This window comes from Mesorhizobium humile (assembly GCF_033977215.1).
In the GTDB taxonomy this organism is placed as follows: Bacteria; Pseudomonadota; Alphaproteobacteria; order Rhizobiales; family Rhizobiaceae; genus Mesorhizobium; species Mesorhizobium humile.
This window is the reverse complement of record NZ_JAVIIV010000036.1, coordinates 20,210-38,621: the sequence shown is the minus strand read 5'-3', so window position 1 is coordinate 38,621 and position 18,412 is coordinate 20,210. Positions and strand designations below refer to the sequence as shown.

The window sequence follows — 18,412 nt, the reverse complement described above, 5'->3', positions numbered from 1 at the left end:
GGGCGGAGCAGGAGCGAAGCTCCGTCGCGAAGACCCTAGAATCCATGCCGTTACCTTCGCCAAGGAGTGCAGCGGAGCAAACTTCTGCACGCAGCAACGCTTCCAAGTCACGGCATGGATTCTATGGTCTGCGCCGCGTCGCTTCGCGCCTTGCTCCGCCATAGAATGACGAGGTTGGGGCGGCTTTCGACCAATCCCCGGCGTTTGCGCTGATTTCACGAAATAGACGGTGAGGGACTAATCCGCGTCGAGCACGAAAGAGCTCACCACTTTCCCCGCTTCGTCCGCAAGCGGCGCCCATTTCCGCGTCGCTTCCTCAGCGCTGTCGCCGGTGATCCCGCAATCGACGAAGCCGTAATGCGAACGGCGCAGCGTCAGCGCGATGCGGGAGTGGCCGTAGAAGCTGACATTGTCATCGGCATAGTGGAAATCCATGTCGGCGATCCGCACCGGATAGCCGTCCGGGAAATGCGCCAGCCTGTCCAGGCTGAAGCTGGCCGACTAATAGGCAACGCCGATCATGGTCTGCCAGTTGCTCAGCACCCAGTCTTTCTCCATGAACGCTCTGGGATCTGGCGGATTGTCGGGGGCAGCCGGGTCGTAGCGATTTTGCGATACCCTGCAGGTCAGGCCCTCTTCGCCGGTTTTGAGCTTGAGCCGCATCGTATCGCCAAAGGTGGCTTCGCTCGTCCATTCTTCGGGATAGGTCAGCGAAAAGCCGTGCTCCTTGTCGTGAACGGTCTTGTCCGCGGCAAGCGCCACCGACCCGCAGGTCAGACATGCGGCCGCCGCCGCAACAAGAAAAAGACGCATTCCAAAGCCCCCTCGCTGCGGCCGATCCTATCACAGGCAGTTGGTCGTTGCCGCCTTGCCTCCGCCACAAATCCGGCGACTGTGGCGTCAGCGCGCTTCGCCATGCCATGATGGAGCGCTAGAGCAATTCTAGGAAAAGTGTGAGCGGTCGGGCTGGGCGCCTTCGCCGTAGCCTTTTGCCTGGAATTGCGTCAAAACAAAGAGATAGAGTGGTTCGCCGTTTTCGTGAAACGGGTGAAACGCTCTGGGGGACAATCTTCGAAACGCCGGCGGAGACATGCGAGCCGTTCTTGCCATTCTGCCGCTGTTTTTGCTATCCGACTGCGCCAATCCATGGACCAGGGTGCCGGAATCAGAATTGCCGAAGCCGATCCGCTACGCCATGGCGCGCCCCTCGCCTTTCGTCATCGGCAATTATTGCGGCCCGGGCACGCGCACCGGCGATCTGTCGGCAAGGCCGGTCGACCGTCTCGACGCGGCCTGCCAGGTCCATGACGCCTGCTATATTGCAAGGCACAATCATTGCGACTGCGACGGCGCGCTGGTCGCCTCAGCAAGGAATATCCGCGACGACAGGGCGACGCCGCGCAAGATGCGAAGCGAGGCCGAGTTGCTGATCGCCACCTTCGCGTTTCCCCTCTGCAGGGTCTTCCCGCAAGGCTTCATGCCGCCGCGCGACCCTACCGGGCTCAAGGCTATCAACGGGGCGACCGGATGAGGCTCAAGTCAGCTGTCGCCAAGGCGTGGCTTGGACTGGCGCTGGCAGCACTTGCCGGTTGCGCCGGCATGCCCGGGCATTCGGCCTGCGCCTTCTTTCCGGGCGACGGCGCCTGCGGCGGCTTGCCGGTCTCGGCCGATAGCAACGGCGCCGAGATCGCCGGAGCACACTATTTCGCCAGCGACGGCAACAGCGCCTATGACAAGCAGTTCCAGGCGCTGCTCGCCCAAAGCCGCCTCGATGCGCTCGACCGCGCCAACGGCACCGGCCGCTTCGGCCGCGACTGGCGCGATGTCCAAAACAGCGACTTCCACGCGACCTATCCGAAGCTGCAACGGCGCGCCAAACCGCTCGACGACACCGAGCTGGCGCCGACGTCAGACAAGCCGGGCGAAGGCCGGTTCACCGGGCGCTGGCGCATGTCGCGCCAGACGCTCTATCTCGATGCCGCCGCGCGGCCCTCGGCGCCCAAGACCTTCAGCTTCTCCGGCCTTGAGGCACGTTCGGTCGAGATCGTGCTGCGCCAGGCGGGGCAACAGCCCGTCGACATCGGCGGCACCTGCAACGGTCCGCTCGCGATCCGGGCGTCGGGACGATCGACCACCGTCGCCGCGGCCTCGCCATTCCATCTGAGCCTGACCGCCGCCGAAACCTCGGTCAGCCTGTTTCCGGACCAGGCGCTGACCCGCTGCGATCTGCGCGTCGCTTCCACCCTGGCGCCGGCCGGCGCGCCGCTGACCTTGCTGCGCGAAGAGAGCGCCGATCCCTGGATCGCGGGGCTCGACAGCCGCTACGACCGCTGTCCGGTGCCCGACCCGGCCGGGATGGAGGAACTCGACCGCGTCTTCTATGCCGGGCGCTGGCTGTCGCAGACCTGCGCCCTGCCGCTGGGGTCTCCGACCCTGCTGCGCAAATCGCGCGACGGTTTCAACGCCAAGATCGAGGCCCTGCTCGGCAGGACGTTGCCCGACAGCGCCTTCGACAAGGCCGACCCCGAGCTGCCGCTCGATTTCTCCAACGCGCCGAAACTCAGGCTGATCTATCTGTCGTCGCTGGAGTTCAAGGCGGATTTCTCCGGCCGCATCATGGAGCGCCTGGTCCGCCATCACGCGGCACTTGGCACCAAGGTGCGCATCCTGGTGACCGACGTTCTGGAACGCGAGAAGGACGACGTCATGCTGCATCGGCTGGCGGCGGAGTTCCCCAACGTCCAATTGCAGGAATATCGCTGGCAGGCTGACCACGGCGCGCCGTTCGACGAGCAGATCTCGCAGCTGCACAAGGTTCACCATATCAAGATGCTGGCGACGCTGGCCGAAGAGCCCGGACGCTCGCGCGTCATCATCGGCGGCCGCAACATCCATGACGGCTTCCTGTTCCACAGACCGGTCGACCTGACCCGCTATCCGGACCTGGAGCAATACGGCAAGACCGACGGCTTCTCGCTGAACTACTATTCCAACTGGAGCGACTTCGACATCGAGATCGCCGACCCAGCGACCGTCGAGACGCTGGCCGCGCATCTGTCGACCGTCTGGCTGCGCGACGCCGACACCAATTTGTCGCGGCCGTTTTCCATTCCGGTCCGTTCCGGCGCGGCCCCGCGCGGCGTGGCGCGGCATTTCATTTCCGTGCCCTACGAGGACGGGCACGCGCTGGAGGCCTATTTCGTCGAGCTGATCGACACCGCCGAGCACCGCATCCAGATCGTCAATCCCTATCTCAACCTGACGCCCGATATCACCCGGGCCTTCGACCGGGCGCTGGCCAGGGGCGTGAAGATCGATGTCGTCGGCCGCATCGACCTCAAGGGCGATATCGGCGGCCGGTTCCTCACCGCGCTCAACAAGCTGTTCGTCGAGAAATATGGCGACCGCGTCAACATCCGCGAGTTCAAGGCGCCCGATGTCGTCTTGCATTCCAAGATCATGATGATCGACGAAAGGCTGGTCGCCATCTCCTCGGTCAACCTCAACAACCGCAGCTTCTTCCACGACTCGGAGAACGGCATGGTCGTGCTCGATCCGGCTTTCTACCGCCGTATGAAGCCGGTCTATGACGACTACCTCGCCCATTCGCGCCCGGTCGCCACCAATGTCACGATCGGCTGGGCCTACCGGCTGCTGTTCAGCGACACCTGGGTCCGGGAGGCGTTCTGAACGCCACCGCTGGACATGAATTAATGCATGTCGCCCAGAAGTGTGCAGCGGTTCTGGGACAACGACATGCATCAAAACAAAGACTTAAAGCGCGTCGCCTGAATCCGTTTCAGCGCGACGCGCTTTAGGTGTGTCGAGATTCAGGTCAGGCCGGCATCACCTGAATATCGGCGCACCTTAGATCGGCTTCAGATACCGCTCCGGGCTCAGATCGCGCGCGTTGATCTCCGGCACCCGGTTCGACATGATGTCGGCAAGCACCTTGGCCGAGCCGCAGGCCATGGTCCAGCCGAGCGTGCCGTGGCCGGTGTTGAGATAGAGGTTGGCAACCTCGCTTAGCCCGATCAGGGGCGGTCCGTCCGGCGTCATCGGCCGCAAGCCGCACCAGAAGCTCGCCGCCTTGAGGTCGCCGCCGCCGGGGAAGAGATCGCCGACCGAGTGTTCGAGCGTGCGGCGGCGCGATTCATGCAGGCGAAGATCATAGCCGGAAATCTCCGCCGTGCCGCCGACGCGGATGCGGTCGCCGAGCCTGGTGATCGCCACCTTGTAGGTCTCGTCCATGACGGTCGACACCGGGGCGGCCTCGGCATTGCTGATCGGCACCGTGATCGAATAGCCCTTGACCGGATAGACCGGAATCGGCCGCCCCAGCGAGCGCATGAATTGCGCCGAATAGCTGCCCATCGCCATCACGAAGGCGTCCGCGGATTTCCATCCGGTATCCGTGAGGATATTGGTGAGGCGGTTGCGATTCCTGACGACTTTCCGGACGGTCGAGCCGTATTCGAAGGTCACGCCCCGCGCCACGCAGAGTTCCGCGAGCTTGTCGGTGAACATCTTGCAGTCGCCGGTCTCGTCACCCGGAAGCCTGAGGCCGCCGACGAACTTGTCGCGCACCGCCGCAAGGGCCGGCTCGGCCCCGACACAGCCGTCACGGTCGAGGATCTCGTAAGGCACGCCGTATTTCTTCAGCACCTCGACGTCGCCGCCGGTGCCGTCGAGCTGCTTCTGCTTGCGGAAGAGCTGCAGCGTGCCTTTGGTCCGTTCGTCGTAGGTGATGCCGGTCGCTTCGCGCAGCGCCTTCAGCGTGTCGCGGCTGTATTCGGCAAGCGGCACCATGCGCGACTTGTTGAGCGCGTAGCGATCGGCCGTGCAGTTGCGCAGCATCTTGAGGAGCCAAGTCCACATATTCGGGTCGAAGGCCGGCCGCACCACCAGCGGTCCGTATTTCATCAGCAGCCATTTGACCGCTTTGACCGGGATGCCGGGTCCGGCCCAGGGCGAGGCATAACCCGGCGATACTTCGCCGGCATTGGCGAAGCTGGTTTCGAGCGCCGGCCCCGGCTGGCGATCGTAGACGGTCACTTCGTGACCGGCCTCGGCGAGGAAGTAGGCGGTGGTGACCCCGATCACGCCGCCGCCCAGCACGATGACTTTCATTCTATGCTCCCTCAAAGCCGATCATGCCGCGGAAGGGCCCGGATCGTCCCCTTCTGTCTGCCGGATTTTGCCGCGTCCGCCAAGAGGCCAGTCACCCGCGGGCGCGCTGTGGACCAGCTTGAGGCCGTGGCGAGATCGTTCGGCGGCGCGGTCCTGCGCCGCTCGCCGCGCGGCCTCCGGCTGATAGGCCACGTCCTCGAGAAAGACCTCCTCGGCAGGGCCGTCGGGCCGCTCGGCCAGCGCGGATTGGCCCGCCCTCATGCCAAGCAGGCAGAGACCGCGCCACGTGGCGACCGGCAGGCTGGAGCCGACGGGAGCGGATGCTTCGGCCTGCACCAGCGTCCGCGTCTGCGACGAACCGCCGCCGACGCGGAAAGTCACGCGGCTGTTGAGCGTGGCAAGGTCGGGCTCGACGACCCTCGCCGCAATAACGCGGCTTTCGGCGAGCTTGCGTTCGAGCATCGGCACGATCGGATCGGCAAACGCGCGACGGCGCATCAGCATCGCCTCGATCATCGCGAAGTCCTTCGCTGTCAGGCGGTAGACGGTGCTGGTCATGCCATCCTCCGCGCTTGTTCGACGGCGTCGATCGTTGCAGAGAGAACCCGGCTGTCGCGGCTCCGCCAGGAGACCGTGCGGCCGGCACGCGCGCCGATCAGCGCCGTACCAAGCGGCGTCAGCACCGATATGCGTTTTTCGGCGATATCGGCCTCCGCCGGATAGACCAGCGTCACCGTCTGAATGCTTCCCTCGGCGTCGTGAAGCGTCACCGTCGAGCCCATCCGCACCACGTCGGCGGGCATTGCCGCCTCGGTGGCGACCCGGGCGCGGTCCATCTCGGCAAGCAGGCCCTCGGCCATGTCGGGCACGCGGTCGAGGAAGGCCCTGGCGAGATTGCTCAGCCGGTCGCGATCCGCCGCGCTGACAAGGATGGTGGAACGCGATTGCGTCGCTGCATGCATGGCAAACCTCATGTGTTGGCGCATCGGGGAAACGGATGCGCGCAAGCCGCCACGTCGAAGGCGGCGAACAAAGCCGGGCCGCAAAGGCCACCGGCTCGATGAAATGTCTGGAATTCAAACGCCCCGGTTCACGCGGCCACCGGCATTGGCGGCCACGCCGGGGCTACGCTCCCGCGATGGGGCAAACCCTGAAGCAGGTTTTGATATAAGCGAGGTTGCTCATGCCCCGAACCTTGCCGAGAAGCCCCGGCTTGTCAAGCGAGCCTCCCGCTTCAGAAGCAATCCCAGGAAAAGTGGGCAGCGGTTTTCCGCCCGGGATTGCGAAAATCAAAAGACTTAGAGCGGAGCGGCGATCCTATAAATCGCCGCACCGCTCTAAGCCCCAATGTAGCGGCGGTGAAAGCGCGCACCCAGGCTGGTCAATATCTCGTAGCCGATGGTGCCGGCGTGGCCGGCGGCGTCGTCGACGCTTTGCGAGGGACCGATGAGCTCGACGAGGTCGCCTTCCCTGAGCCGGCCTGCCGGAAGCGCCGAAATGTCGAGGATGATCGAGTCCATCGACACACGCCCGATGAACGGCAAGCGCACGCCCTCGAACCACGCGGCTGAAGCGGCGCGCCGGTGCCAGCCGTCGCCATAGCCCAGTGAAATGGTCGCGAGATCGAGCGGCCCGTCCGCATGATGGGTGTGGCCATAACCGATGCCCACGCCCGCGCCGACCTGCCGCGTCTGCGCCACCTTGGCTTGCAGCCCTATCACCGGCAGCATCGGGTTGGGTGCATGGGGGGTCGGATTGACGCCGTAGAGCGCAGCCCCCGGACGGGCAAGGTCGTAGTGATAAGCCGGTCCGAGAAAGATGCCGGACGAGTTGGCCAGGGAGGCGGGCGCCGCGGGCAGCATCTTGCGCAGCCGTTCGAATTCGCGCCGCTGCTTCTCGTTCGCCGCCTGTTGCGGCTCGTCGGCGCGGGCGAGATGGCTCATCACAAAACGGATGTCGATGCCATCGAAGGCGCCGGTTGCGCTTGCGACCGCCTCGACCTCCGCCGGCGCCATGCCGAGCCTGGCCATGCCGCTGTCGACCTGGATGGCGGCAGGCAGGCTGAGGCCTTTGCCACGCGCGGTCTCGCGCCAGGCCCTCAGCTGCATGGCGCTGTTGATGACCGGGCAAAGCCCAGCCGCCGCGGCTTCCGGTTCCGAACCCGGAGGCAGTCCGTTCAGCACGAAGATGCCCGGCCCCGGCCCGATCGCCTTGCGCAGCGCGATGCCCTCGCCGAGCAGCGCGACGAAGAAGAGGTCGCAGCCCTCTTTCGCCAGCGCCGAGGCCACTTGCGCGGCACCAAGCCCATAGCCGTCGGCCTTGAGCACGCCGGCGCAGCGGACGCCGTTCAGCCGCGCCTTCAGCCGGCGATAGTTTTCCCGAATGGCCCCGAGGTCGATCGTCAGGATCGCCCCGGCGGCAGCCTCGCTCACTGTCGAACCGCTGCTTGCCTCATGTGCCGGAAACCCGCGTCCGGTGTCGTCGTTCATGGCGACCCCCGCTCATTGCATCGACAATCAATAGAATTCTGTCATCGATGCAGCAACTGCCTGAGGCTGTCGAGATTCAGGTCAGGCCGAGTCGGAGTCGAAGACGGGCGCGAAGCGACCAAACTGGGTGGGTTCCGAGAACCGGCCTACGCCGGCCGTAGCCTTCATAGAGCGGAGACACTTATGAGGGCTTCGGCCGGCGAAGGCCGGAGCGGAGCGTACTTAAAGTACGTGAGCACCGGAAGCGCAGGAAGCCGCCATTTGCAGGCCGGCCTCACCTGAATATCGACAGCCTCAGGAAGCCAGGTGCTGGAAGGCCGCCACCACCTGCTCGTAGACCTTGCGCTTGAACGGCACGATCAGCTCGGGAAGCTCCCGCATCGGTCGCCAGGCCCATTCATCGAATTCGGCGGTGTGGCCGCCGGGCGGCGGATTGATCTCGATCTCGCCTTCGTCGCCCTCGAACCGGTAGGCGAACCATTTCTGCGTCTGGCCGCGATAGCGGCCCTTGAAGGCGACGCCGACCAGATGCGGCGGCAGGTCGTAATTGATCCAGTGCGGCGCCTCGGCAAGCAGCGAGACGCTGCGCATGCCGGTTTCCTCGTAGAGCTCGCGCCCGGCGGCCGCGATCGGCTCCTCGCCCTTGTCGATGCCGCCCTGCGGCATCTGCCAAAGCTGCGTCGTGCCGGCAAACTCGCTGTCCGGTTCGGCGATGCGGTGCCCGACCCAGACCAGACCTGCTTTGTTGAGGATCATCAGTCCGACGCAGGGACGATAAGGCAGCGTTTCGGGATCGATCTTTTTTTTGGACATCGGGTTTTCCAGCCGTTTTGAGAATTCGCTCCGGCGAGGCAGGTGGCGAGTGGTTTCGAGAACCGGAGCGGAGCGTACTTTAAAGTACGTGAGCACCGGAAGCGCAGAAAACGCCGCCAGATGCCCGCCGGAGTAGAATTATCAAAACGGCTGCTAGCCTTTTTGCGGATCAATGGCCACCGCCGAGATCGGCACGATCTCGATGCCGCGCTTCTTTGCTTCGGCAATCCAGGACGTCACCGTGTCGACCGTGATGTCGAAGGCCGAACCGATGCCGACCGCGCTGCCCTTGGCCCGCGCCGTCGCTTCCAGGCTGTCGAGCTTCTTGAGGATTTCGCCGCGGTCCTGAACGGCATCGATCGCCATGTCGCCGGCGACGAACGGCACGCCATCCTTCAGCGCGAGATCAGGCGCAACGCTGCGCGAGGATGAGCCGTCGTCGATATAGGCGAGACCCCGCTTGCCGAGCTCGGCCATGAACGGTCCCATCGCCGATGCATCGGCCGAGAAGCGCGCGCCCATATAGTTCATGACCCCGGTATAGTTGGTCGTGCGCGACAGCGCCCAGTGCAGGCTCTTCAGGTTCTCGTCCGGGCTGGCCGCCACCGTCAGCGTGTTGCGGCCGGGATTGACGTTCGGATAATCGAACGGCTCGAGCGGCACCTGCATGACGACCTCATGCCCGCTCTGCCTTGCCGCCTGCATCCAGCGGCCGATGCTGTTGCCTTGCGGCGCGAAGGCCAGCGTCACTTCGGCCGGCAGCTTGGCGATCGCGGCTTGGGTGCCGGTCTGCGAAACCGCGAGGCCGCCGATGACGATCGCCACGCGCGCGCCGCGCGCGCCCGACCACGGCCGCGCATAGACGTCGAAGGGCCGCCTGCCGTCGGCGGAGCGCATCGGCAGCGGACCGGTGTCGCTGGCTTCGATCAGTGCCCTGTCGGGGATGTGGGCGACCTTCAGGTTCTGGCCGAGCGTCGACGGATCGCGGATGACGATCGCCGCCTTCGGCGGACCGTCGCCTTCCTCGGTCTGGACGTGGATGATCTGCGGCCCGCCGCTCTTCATCGGCGTGCTGTTTTGTGGCGTCGCCGCGGCGACCGGGGCCGGCGCGGGCGCCGGCGAAGGCGCCGCCACCGGGGCCGCCGTGACCTTCGGTGTCGAAACGGCCACTTCTTCCGGCTTGCGGAATGGCTTTTCACGCAGCGCGATAGCGCCGGAAACACCGATCACGCCAAGCACGGCCAGCACAGCGACGAGCGAGCCGGAGCCGATGCCGCGCGAGGCCGTGCGCCGAGGCCGGAGTGTCTGTCCCAGCGGGCGTTCGATATCCTTGCCGATCTCAGCCAAGTCGTGTTTCCCCGGAAGCACGCGAAGCTCACGTTCTGCGTGACGTCTCGCGTGAACTTCGCAATCGCTGGCGCGATACCCCAGACGCGTGGCGCCCCAGCCGCGATCCCCGAATCAAACTGCCGGAACCTCGCGGCCCCGGCAGCATTGCATTGCTTCGCTCGACCGGCCAGAGCCGGACTGCATTACTGGTTCAGCACGGCCTTGTCCGGGTTCGGCGGGAACGACGGATCGGTCTTTTCGCCGCGCAACAGCTGCTCGGCATAGATCAGCTGCAAATCGTCCTTCGGATCCGGCGGCACATAGGCGGCCGAGCCCGAACCGGTCTTGCTTTCGTCGGCGCCCTTGATGTGGCCCTTGAGATCGGATTCGCCGCGGGTCAGGTCGCGGCCCTGCAGATCCGGCGGCAATGGCTGGTCGACCTTGATATCGGGCGTGATGCCCTTGCCCTGGATCGACTTGCCCGACGGCGTGTAATAGAGCGCCGTCGTCAGCCTGAGCGCGCCGTTCTCGCCGAGCGGGATGATGGTCTGCACCGAGCCCTTGCCGAAGGACTGCGTGCCGACCACCGTGACGCGACGCAGATCCTGCAGCGCGCCGGCGACGATTTCCGAGGCGCTCGCCGAGCCGCCATTGACCAGCACGATCATCGGCTTGCCGTTGATGTCGTCGACCTGCTTCGGCTTGGCGTCGAAGCGGGTGACGTCCTTCGGGTCGCGGCCGCGCGTCGAAACGATTTCGCCGCGCTTGAGGAAGGCATCCGACACGCTGACCGCCTGGTCGAGCAGGCCACCGGGATTGAGGCGAAGGTCGAGCACGTAGCCTTTCAGCTTGTCGTTCGGCACCTGCTTCTTGATGTTCTCGATGGCGTTCTCGAGATCGTCATAGGTCTTTTCGGTGAAGGAGGTGATCTTCATGTAGCCGATGTCGTTCTCGACCCGGTACTTCACCGCCTTGACCTTGATGATGTCGCGCACCACCGTCAGCTCGATCGGCTTGTCGGCGCCCTGGCGCAGGATGGTAAGCTTGATCGGCGTGTTGACCGGCCCGCGCATCTTCTCGACCGCGTCGTTCAAGGTCAGGCCGCGAACTTCCTCGCCGTCGATCTTGGCGATGTAGTCGCCGGCAAGCACACCCGCCTTGGCGGCCGGCGTGTCGTCGATCGGCGTGATCACCTTGACGAGGTCGTTCTCCATGGTGACCTCGATGCCGAGGCCGCCGAACTCGCCCTTGGTCTGCACGCGCATGTCCTGCGCCTGCTCGGCATTCATGTAGGAAGAGTGCGGGTCAAGCGAGGCCAACATGCCGTTGATGGCGTTCTCGACCAGCGACTTGTCGTCCGGCGGCGTCACGTAATTCGCGCGCACGCGCTCGAAGATGTCGCCGAAGATCGCCAGCTGCTTATACGTTTCCGAACCCGCAGCGTTCGCCGCCGAGCCCGGTGCGCCGTAGACCAGGCTCATTGCCGATGCGCCCATCAGCGCGCCGGCAAACAGAAGCGACAGTTTCCGCATCATTTCACGTCCTTCCAGAAAATCGATCCGCCCACCACGGGGCCGGATCGACGGGTTTTCCATCCTTGCGGAACTCGACATAGAGTTCCGACGTCGAATTCTCATTCCGCGAGGCCGAGGTGCTTGCCACCCGGGCCTCTCCCATCGCGCCGATCGGCTCCCCTGCGAGCACCGACTGTCCCGTCGCGACGCTGATTCTGCTCATCCCCGCCAGAACGACATGATACCCGTCGCCGGCATTGAGGATCAAGAGTTGACCATAGGAGCGAAACGGCCCCGCATAAAGCACGTTTCCATCCGCCGGCGCGGTGACGATGGCCCCCGATTGTGTCGCAACCATGTCACCCTGCATCGCCGCGCCACTGCCGTCGTCGGTGCCGAAACGCCGTTTGATCTTGCCGATGACCGGCAGGGCGATCTGGCCTTGCAAGGCCGAAAACGGCGCCGATCCGGTGAGGCGATTGGCCTCCGGTACCGGCAGCGCGGCGAGCTCGGTGGTCGAGGCCGTCGTGTCGCTGTCCGTCGATTTCCGCTCGCTCGCCTTGACCTGGTCTTGTGCCTTGCGCGCCTTGTCGGCTTCCAGCGAGGCGATCAGGTCCTTGAGGCTGCTTGCCTTCGCCGCCAGCTGTTGCGAGTGCTGCTGTTCGGCCGCGATCGCCGTCTGGGTATCGGCCTGCAGCTTTTTCTTGGCCTCCAGCAGCATGGTGAGCCGCTTCTTTTCGGCCGTCTGGTCGGTGACAGCGGTGGTGAGTCTCGCCCGTTCCGCCTCGATCGAGGCCGTGACGCGGGTCTGCTCCTTGAGATCGGCCATCAGCCTTTCGGTCTGCTGGCGCAGTTCCGGCACCACCGCGCCGAGCAGGATGGCGCTGCGCACCGACGACAGCGCGTCTTCGGGCTTGACCAGGATCGCCGGCGGCGGATTGAGCCCCATGCGCTGCAGGGCGCCCAACACCTCGGCCAGCACGTCGCGCCGCGCCATGAGCGAGGCGCGCAGCTTCGTTTCCTCGGCCTTCAGCCCTTCGAGCTTGGCGCCGATGTCCTCGATGTCCTGGCCGAGCTTCTGCTCCGTCATCGCCGACTGGATGAGCGCCGCGGTGATCGAGGTATAGTCCTTGCGCACAGAGGCGATGTCGGCGGCGAGCTTGGCCAGCCGCTCCGACGACAGCGTGATCTCCTTGGAAACCTGCTCGTATTCGGCCCGGCTCTGATCCGGGTCGGGCGCCAGGTCGAGCGAATTTTCGGCCGCCCGGACCGGCCCGAGCGCGACCGCGGCGGCGACAAGGGTCAAACCGCAACGGCTGCGCCAGGCGCGCGTTCTCGAATTCCAGCCTTCAGACATCAGGCCTCGACTCTATCCGCCGCTTCGTTAACGAACCATCAACCATGTTGGAAGCGGCCCAATAACCCTATTGCCGCGCGATTGGGGCGGAAATCCTGGTGCAAGCCGGCAATCCCCAGCTTTTCGGTCGCTACCGTTATTCACGATCGATGATACGGATGGCCGGAAAGGATGGTCGAGATCCGATAGAGCTGCTCGCCCAGCATCACGCGCACCAGCTGGTGCGGCCAGGTTAGCGCGCCGAATGACAGCACCAGGTCAGCCTGCTCGCGCAAGGACCTGTCGTGGCCGTCGGCGCCGCCGATTGCCACGACCAGTGCCTTGCGACCACTGTCGCGCAATTGGCCGATGCGGGCGGCCAGGTCCTCCGAGGAGACCGACTTGCCGCGTTCGTCGAGCAGGATGAGAACGCTGCCCGGCTGCAACTGCGCCTGCAGCTTCTGGGCTTCCTCGCGGCGGCGCTCGTCGGCGCTTTGTCCGCGGCTTTCGGGGATTTCTACAATGCCGGCAAATTCCAGCCCGACCGCGGGCCCGCTCCTGGCGAAGCGCTCGAAATAGCGGTCGGCGAGTTCTCTCTCGGGGCCGGTCTTCATCCGGCCCACGGCATGAACGGTGATCTTCATCCTCGCCCCGGCGAGCTTGTCCTGGCGCATACCGTGACGGTTCACGGCACGCGGATCAAGGCTCAGTGCAAGGTCTCTTCCTCGAGGTCCGGCGCCTGCCACATCTTTTCGAGATTGTAGAATTCGCGGACTTCGGGGCGGAAGACATGGACGATGATGTCGCCCGAATCGATCAGGACCCAGTCGGCGCCAGCCAGCCCCTCGACGCGCGCCGTGCCGAGGCCGGCATCCTTCAGCGCCTTGAGGAGATGATCGGCGACAGCCGAGACATGACGGTGCGATCGGCCGGAGGCGATGACCATATAGTCGCCGAGGCTCGATTTTCCCTGGATGTCGATTGAGACGATATTTTCGGCCTTGGAGTCTTCCAGACTGGCAAGGACTGTGTCGATGGCGAGGGTCGCGGCGGCGTTGCCGCTGATCCCGGCCGGCGAAGGCATGACGTCAGCCTTCTTCCGCAGTGCTGTTCTCAGTGTGTTTCCTTTCCCAACAAGAACAACCAAATCACCATGCAAATCAGGTGACACCACTTAGATAGGCAGAGTTCCATTGCAGTTTCAAGACGGGCGCGCCCTGCCCGCGCCAACGCGGCTTCCCTCCGCAGGTTCCGTCGTTCCGAAAAATCGGAACCCTTTGCGCTTTGCATGGGTTATCGGCTCATTGACCAAATGGGGACTTCATTCATGCCAACCGACCCGCAAAGCGCCCTCATCACCATCCAGGCCGGGCTCGCGCAGCTGAGCACGCTGATCGTTTCCTATTCCTTCTCGGCCATCGGCGCCATCATCCTGCTGGTTGTCGGTTACTTCGTCGCCGGTCTCGCCGAGCGCTCGATTTCCGCCGGCCTCGGCCATATCCACGGCTTCGACGCGACCCTGCGTCACTTCTTCTCCAAGATCGTCCGCTACGCCATCCTGATCCTGGTCACCATCATGGTGCTCGGCCAGTTCGGGGTGCAGACCGCCTCCATCATAGCGGCTATAGGCGCCATCGGCCTCGCCATCGGGCTGGCTCTCCAAGGCACGCTGCAGAACATCGCCGCCGGCATCATGCTTCTGGCGCTCAGGCCCTTCCGCATCGGCGAATATGTCGAGGTCGGCTCGATCGCCGGCACCATCGAGGAGATCGGGCTCTTTGCCACCAAGCTGCGCTCCGTCGACGGCGTCTATGTGCTGGCGCCCAACTCGACGCTGTGGAACCAGCCGGTGCGCAATTTCACCCGCAACGGCGTGCGGCGCACCGATGTGAGCTTGAGCATCGGCTCGTGGAACGACATCGACCGCGCACAAAAGACGCTGCTTGCCATTGCCGGCGCCGAAAAGCGCATTCGCCGCGAACCGGCGCCGATCGCCTTCGTGGCCAGTCTCGGCGACGCCACCGTTTCGCTCACCTTGCGCTACTGGACGTCGGCCGCCGACTATTTCGCCACCCAGATCGACACGACCAAGCGCGCCAAGCAGGCTTTCGACAGCGAAGGCATCTCGATCCCGCTGCCGCCGCCGGAAATGCCGGCGCCGGAGGCGCGCAAGCAGTAGCGGCTCTTCACTTGCCGATTCTTCACTTGCCAAATCTTCACTGGGAAGCGGGCTCGTCCGGCGCGAAGGCAAGCTCCACCGGTAGCGGTGTCTGCGCCGACATCGGCGCGAAACTGCTGCTCGGGGCTGCGGGCGTCGGCCGGCCCGCCGTCACGCGCCACAGCACGAACAGGCAGAAGGCCGACGCGATGACAATGCCGACATAGATGAAGGTCGCGGTGCCGAAGACGACGGAAAGCGCCGTCACGATGCCTGGCACGATGAAGCCGGCCAGGGACCAGGCAAACAGCATCGAGCTCGACAGCGCCAGAAGCTCGTCCTTGCCGGCGCGGTCAGCGGCATGCGCGCTGGAGAGCGCGTAGATCGATTCCGACGCCCCGTCCCAGATGAGATAGATCACCACCAGCACCATCAGCGCGCCGCCGTCGAAGGCGATGGCTAAAACACTGGCGACGGTCGCGAGCGCCGCTGCGCCCGCCAGCACGTAGCGCCGGTCGGTGCGGTCCGAAATCCAGCCGAGCGGTATCTGCAGGATCAGCGTGCCGACCGGCATCGCCGACAACAGCAGCGCCACGTCGGCCTGGCTGTAGCCCTTGGCGGTGGCGTGGATCGGCGCAAAACCGGAAACGATCATCGACAGGCCGCCGACCGCCAGCATGCCGGCGACGCCGACCGGCGAGATTCGCCAGGCGCGGCGAAGCGCCACCGACGCGGCCTGCGGGGCCGGCGGCTGGGCAAGCCTGGTCATGCCGACCGGCAGGATGGAGAGCGCGGTGAAGGTGATGCCGATCAGCGATGCGGCGGCCGTGTGGATGTCGACGACGGCGAGCGTGGCATAACCCACGCCCAGCCCGGCGATGTAGGCGACATAGAACACCGCCATCACCCGGCCGCGGATCGAGTTCGGCAAGGCGTCGTTGAGCCAGCTCTGCGCGACGATGAACAGCCCGCAGATGGCAAAGCCGTAAAGGGCCCGCGCGGCGATCCACAAAAGCGGGGTCGGCCCGGCGCCGATCGCGGCATTGGAGAGCGCGATCAGCGCCGAAAGCACCATGAAGGCGCGGGCGTGGCCCACGCGCTTGACGAGCGGCCCGGTCAGGATGCAGCCGGCCAGCCCGCCGGCCGAAAGCCCGGTGACGATCAGCCCGGCCCAGGTCGGGTCGAAACCGTCGGCGCCGAGGCGCACCGGGATATAGGCGAACATCAGCCCGTTGCCGATCGCGATCAGCGCCATCGACACGATGACGCTGGCAATGGCAATCAGCGGCGCCGATTGCGCGGCGCGGCCCGGATCGTTCGCGGTTCGGTTCTGCTGCAGCATGCTGGCAGCTTGGCGCACGTGCAGGCAAAAAGCCGCCGTAAAAGCGACATGGCCGGACTTCCCTTCCCCCACAGGGGGAGAAGGGAGAAGCTCTACCCCTTCGCCGCCTTGCGGATCGCGGTGGAGGAGAGCGAGGAGCGCGGGCCGTGGATGAAGGTCCAGGCCGGCGCCTGCATGCGGGCAAGCAGCGGCGCGTCGCCCTCGTCGACGCGGGCATAGTCGAAGGTCTTGGCGACCACCGACGACAGGAAGGAGAGCGTGGCGCCCGGGCGGTCGATGACCGCAATCGGGAAGGTCAGCACGATCTCGCGCCAGCGCTGCCAGCGGTGGAAGTCGCGCAAACTATCCGCGCCCATGATCCAGACGAAATCGACACCCGGGTTGCGCGCCTTGACCAGGGCCAGCGTGTCGGCGGTGTAGCGAACGTGCCGCGCCGCCTCGAAGGCGGTGACCTTGATCTTGGGGTTCCTGGCGATCTTTTCGGACAGCTCGATGCGCTCGGCGAGCGGCGCCAGTTCCCGCACGCTTTTCAACGGATTGCCGGGCGTCACCATCCACCACAGCTGGTCGAGCGCCAGCCTTCTCAGCGCTATCTCGGCGACCAGCGCATGACCGGCATGCGGCGGGTTGAACGAGCCGCCGAACAGCCCGACCGTCAGCCCCTTGGCGGCGTGCGGCATGCGAAAGTAGCGCGAAGGAACGACGGGCTCGGAAAGGGAGAGCATTGTGCTAGGCCCCCCTCTCTGCCCTGCCGGCCATCTCCCCCACAAGGGGGGAGATCAGATGGCGCCTATGCTTTCGCCAATCGCCGACGTTGCAAGCAGAGGACCGTCGGCGAAACAGCCAATCTCCCCCCTTGAGGGGGGTGAGGAGTGGTCCGCAAAGCGGACGGGAAGCCAATTGCTTGGCTTTCCGAATGACGAACGCCCGCAGCGATAGCGAAGGGCCGGGGCCGGCAGGCCAGAGAGGGGGGCCTGGGCGCAAGCTTCAACCCCTTACGGCAACAAGCGTCAAGGCCTCACCTGCCCCGACCCGCGCACGCGGTATTTGAACGAGGTCAACTGCTCGACGCCGACCGGTCCGCGCGCATGCATCTTGCCGGTGGCGATGCCGATCTCCGCGCCCATGCCGAACTCGCCGCCATCGGCGAACTGCGTCGATGCGTTGTGCAGGAGGATCGCCGAGTCGATCTCGTTGAAGAATTTTTCGACCGCTTGCGCATCCTCGGCGACGATCGCCTCGGTGTGGTGCGACGAGAAGGTCTCGATATGCTCGATCGCCCCGGCGACATCGTCGACCAGCTTCACCGCGATGATGGCGTCGAGATACTCCGTCACCCAGTCGGCGTCGGTCGCCGGGCTGGCGTCGGCGAAAGCCCTGATCACCTCGGCGTCGGCATGGATCTCGCAGCCGGCGGCGCGTAGCGCTTCCAGGATCGGCACCAGATGCGTGGAGACCACCGCGCGGTCGACCAGCAAGGTCTCGGCGGCACCGCACACGCCGGTGCGCCGCATCTTGGCGTTGACGGCGATCTTGACGGCCATGTCGAGCTTGGCCGAGCGGTCGATGTAGAGATGGCAGATGCCTTCCAGATGTGCGAAGACCGGCACCCGCGCCTCGCTTTGCACGCGCCCGACCAGACTTTTGCCGCCGCGCGGGATAATGACATCGAGATTGCCGCTCAAGCCTTTGAGCATCTCGCCGACGGCGGCGCGGTCGGCGGTCGGCACAAGCTGGATGGCATCCTGCGGCAGGCCGGCCACCTTCAGCCCTTCGACCATGCAGGCGTGGATTGCGGACGACGAATTGAGCGAATCCGAGCCGCCGCGCAGGATCACCGGATTGCCGGCCTTGAGGCAAAGCGCGCCGGCGTCCGCCGTCACGTTGGGGCGGCTTTCATAGATGACGCCGATGACGCCGAGCGGCGTGCGCACGCGCTCGATGTGCAGCCCGTTCGGCCGTTCCCATTCGGCGATGACGTCGCCGACCGGATCCTTGAGCGCGCCGATCTCGCGAATGCCCTCGGCCATCGCCTTGATGCGCGAGGGGGTCAGCTTCAGGCGATCCATGAAGGAACCGGACAGCCCGGCTTCCTCGCCATTAGACATGTCGATGGCATTGGCGTCGAGGATCGCCTGCTCGTTGCGCAGGATGGCATCGGCCATGGCGACAAGCGCCGCGTTCTTGGCCTTGGTGGAAGCGACGGCCAACGGTCGGGCGGCGGCGCGGGCGCGGCGGCCGATATCGGCCATCAGCGCCACAGTGTCTTCGCCGGATTTTTCATGCAGCTTCAGCATGGTT

General features: G+C 65.3%; 18 protein-coding genes. 3 read left to right on the top strand and 15 right to left on the bottom strand.

Annotated elements, in window-relative coordinates:
* Window positions 1-237 precede the first annotated feature (237 nt).
* Window positions 238-450 carry a hypothetical protein gene (locus tag RFM52_RS31220; protein WP_320297617.1) on the bottom strand — a complete coding sequence of 71 codons (213 nt, stop codon included), beginning with the start codon at window positions 448-450 and terminating at the stop codon, window positions 238-240.
* A gap of 51 nt (window positions 451-501) precedes the next feature.
* Complete coding sequence (locus tag RFM52_RS31215) at window positions 502-813, bottom strand: hypothetical protein (RefSeq protein ID WP_320297616.1); 312 nt, start codon at window positions 811-813, stop codon at window positions 502-504.
* Between the two features lie 277 nt (window positions 814-1,090).
* Here RFM52_RS31215 and RFM52_RS31210 point away from each other — a divergent pair, with 277 nt between their 5' ends.
* Together RFM52_RS31210 and RFM52_RS31205 are read left to right on the top strand one after the other, a co-directional pair.
* Window positions 1,091-1,531: a phospholipase A2 family protein gene (locus RFM52_RS31210; protein ID WP_320297615.1), complete on the top strand. Its 441-nt coding sequence runs from the start codon at window positions 1,091-1,093 to the stop codon at window positions 1,529-1,531.
* Entirely contained in the window at window positions 1,528-3,690 is a 2,163-nt protein-coding gene (locus tag RFM52_RS31205) for a phospholipase D-like domain-containing protein (protein WP_320297614.1), read from the top strand. Before RFM52_RS31210 ends, RFM52_RS31205 begins: the two co-directional genes overlap by 4 nt.
* 177 nt (window positions 3,691-3,867) lie before the next feature.
* On the opposite strand, the gene RFM52_RS31200 is transcribed toward RFM52_RS31205, so the two are convergent.
* The 10 genes from RFM52_RS31200 to rsfS all read right to left on the bottom strand — a co-directional run bounded on the left by RFM52_RS31200 (window position 3,868) and on the right by rsfS (window position 13,695).
* A complete protein-coding gene (locus tag RFM52_RS31200) occupies window positions 3,868-5,130 on the bottom strand; it encodes a D-amino acid dehydrogenase (protein WP_320297613.1) in 1,263 nt (420 codons plus the stop codon).
* Between the two features lie 21 nt (window positions 5,131-5,151).
* Window positions 5,152-5,688, bottom strand: a complete 537-nt coding sequence (locus RFM52_RS31195) for a GreA/GreB family elongation factor (RefSeq protein ID WP_320297612.1) — start codon at window positions 5,686-5,688, stop codon at window positions 5,152-5,154.
* Window positions 5,685-6,092 (bottom strand): nucleoside diphosphate kinase regulator, encoded by a 408-nt coding sequence (gene rnk / locus RFM52_RS31190; RefSeq protein ID WP_320297611.1) that lies wholly within the window; start codon window positions 6,090-6,092, stop codon window positions 5,685-5,687. Before rnk ends, RFM52_RS31195 begins: the two co-directional genes overlap by 4 nt.
* A 375-nt stretch (window positions 6,093-6,467) precedes the next feature.
* On the bottom strand, window positions 6,468-7,619 hold the full coding sequence (alr, locus tag RFM52_RS31185; protein WP_320297610.1) for an alanine racemase: 1,152 nt from the start codon (window positions 7,617-7,619) through the stop codon (window positions 6,468-6,470).
* 294 nt (window positions 7,620-7,913) lie between these two features.
* The gene (locus tag RFM52_RS31180) at window positions 7,914-8,432 is read right to left on the bottom strand and encodes an RNA pyrophosphohydrolase (protein WP_320297609.1); all 519 of its coding nucleotides are present in this window, start codon (window positions 8,430-8,432) and stop codon (window positions 7,914-7,916) included.
* 153 nt (window positions 8,433-8,585) lie between these two features.
* Window positions 8,586-9,779 carry a divergent polysaccharide deacetylase family protein gene (locus tag RFM52_RS31175; protein WP_320297608.1) on the bottom strand — a complete coding sequence of 398 codons (1,194 nt, stop codon included), beginning with the start codon at window positions 9,777-9,779 and terminating at the stop codon, window positions 8,586-8,588.
* A gap of 185 nt (window positions 9,780-9,964) precedes the next feature.
* A complete protein-coding gene (locus tag RFM52_RS31170) occupies window positions 9,965-11,296 on the bottom strand; it encodes a S41 family peptidase (RefSeq protein ID WP_320297607.1) in 1,332 nt (443 codons plus the stop codon).
* Window position 11,297: 1 nt separating this feature from the next.
* Window positions 11,298-12,632 (bottom strand): murein hydrolase activator EnvC family protein, encoded by a 1,335-nt coding sequence (locus RFM52_RS31165; RefSeq protein ID WP_320297606.1) that lies wholly within the window; start codon window positions 12,630-12,632, stop codon window positions 11,298-11,300.
* Between the two features lie 140 nt (window positions 12,633-12,772).
* Window positions 12,773-13,255, bottom strand: a complete 483-nt coding sequence (gene rlmH / locus RFM52_RS31160; protein ID WP_320297644.1) for a 23S rRNA (pseudouridine(1915)-N(3))-methyltransferase RlmH — start codon at window positions 13,253-13,255, stop codon at window positions 12,773-12,775.
* A gap of 62 nt (window positions 13,256-13,317) precedes the next feature.
* On the bottom strand, window positions 13,318-13,695 hold the full coding sequence (gene rsfS, locus RFM52_RS31155; protein WP_140801823.1) for a ribosome silencing factor: 378 nt from the start codon (window positions 13,693-13,695) through the stop codon (window positions 13,318-13,320).
* Window positions 13,696-13,938: 243 nt separating this feature from the next.
* Between rsfS and RFM52_RS31150 the strand changes: the two genes are divergently transcribed.
* Window positions 13,939-14,790, top strand: coding sequence for a mechanosensitive ion channel family protein (locus RFM52_RS31150; protein WP_320297605.1), 852 nt, complete (start codon window positions 13,939-13,941; stop codon window positions 14,788-14,790).
* 37 nt (window positions 14,791-14,827) lie between these two features.
* On the opposite strand, the gene RFM52_RS31145 is transcribed toward RFM52_RS31150, so the two are convergent.
* The 3 genes from RFM52_RS31145 to RFM52_RS31135 all read right to left on the bottom strand — a co-directional run bounded on the left by RFM52_RS31145 (window position 14,828) and on the right by RFM52_RS31135 (window position 18,408).
* Window positions 14,828-16,111, bottom strand: a complete 1,284-nt coding sequence (locus RFM52_RS31145) for an MFS transporter (protein ID WP_320297604.1) — start codon at window positions 16,109-16,111, stop codon at window positions 14,828-14,830.
* Between the two features lie 92 nt (window positions 16,112-16,203).
* Window positions 16,204-16,791, bottom strand: a complete 588-nt coding sequence (locus RFM52_RS31140) for a nicotinate-nucleotide adenylyltransferase (protein WP_320297643.1) — start codon at window positions 16,789-16,791, stop codon at window positions 16,204-16,206.
* 330 nt (window positions 16,792-17,121) lie between these two features.
* On the bottom strand, window positions 17,122-18,408 hold the full coding sequence (locus tag RFM52_RS31135; protein WP_320297603.1) for a glutamate-5-semialdehyde dehydrogenase: 1,287 nt from the start codon (window positions 18,406-18,408) through the stop codon (window positions 17,122-17,124).
* Window positions 18,409-18,412 lie beyond the last annotated feature (4 nt).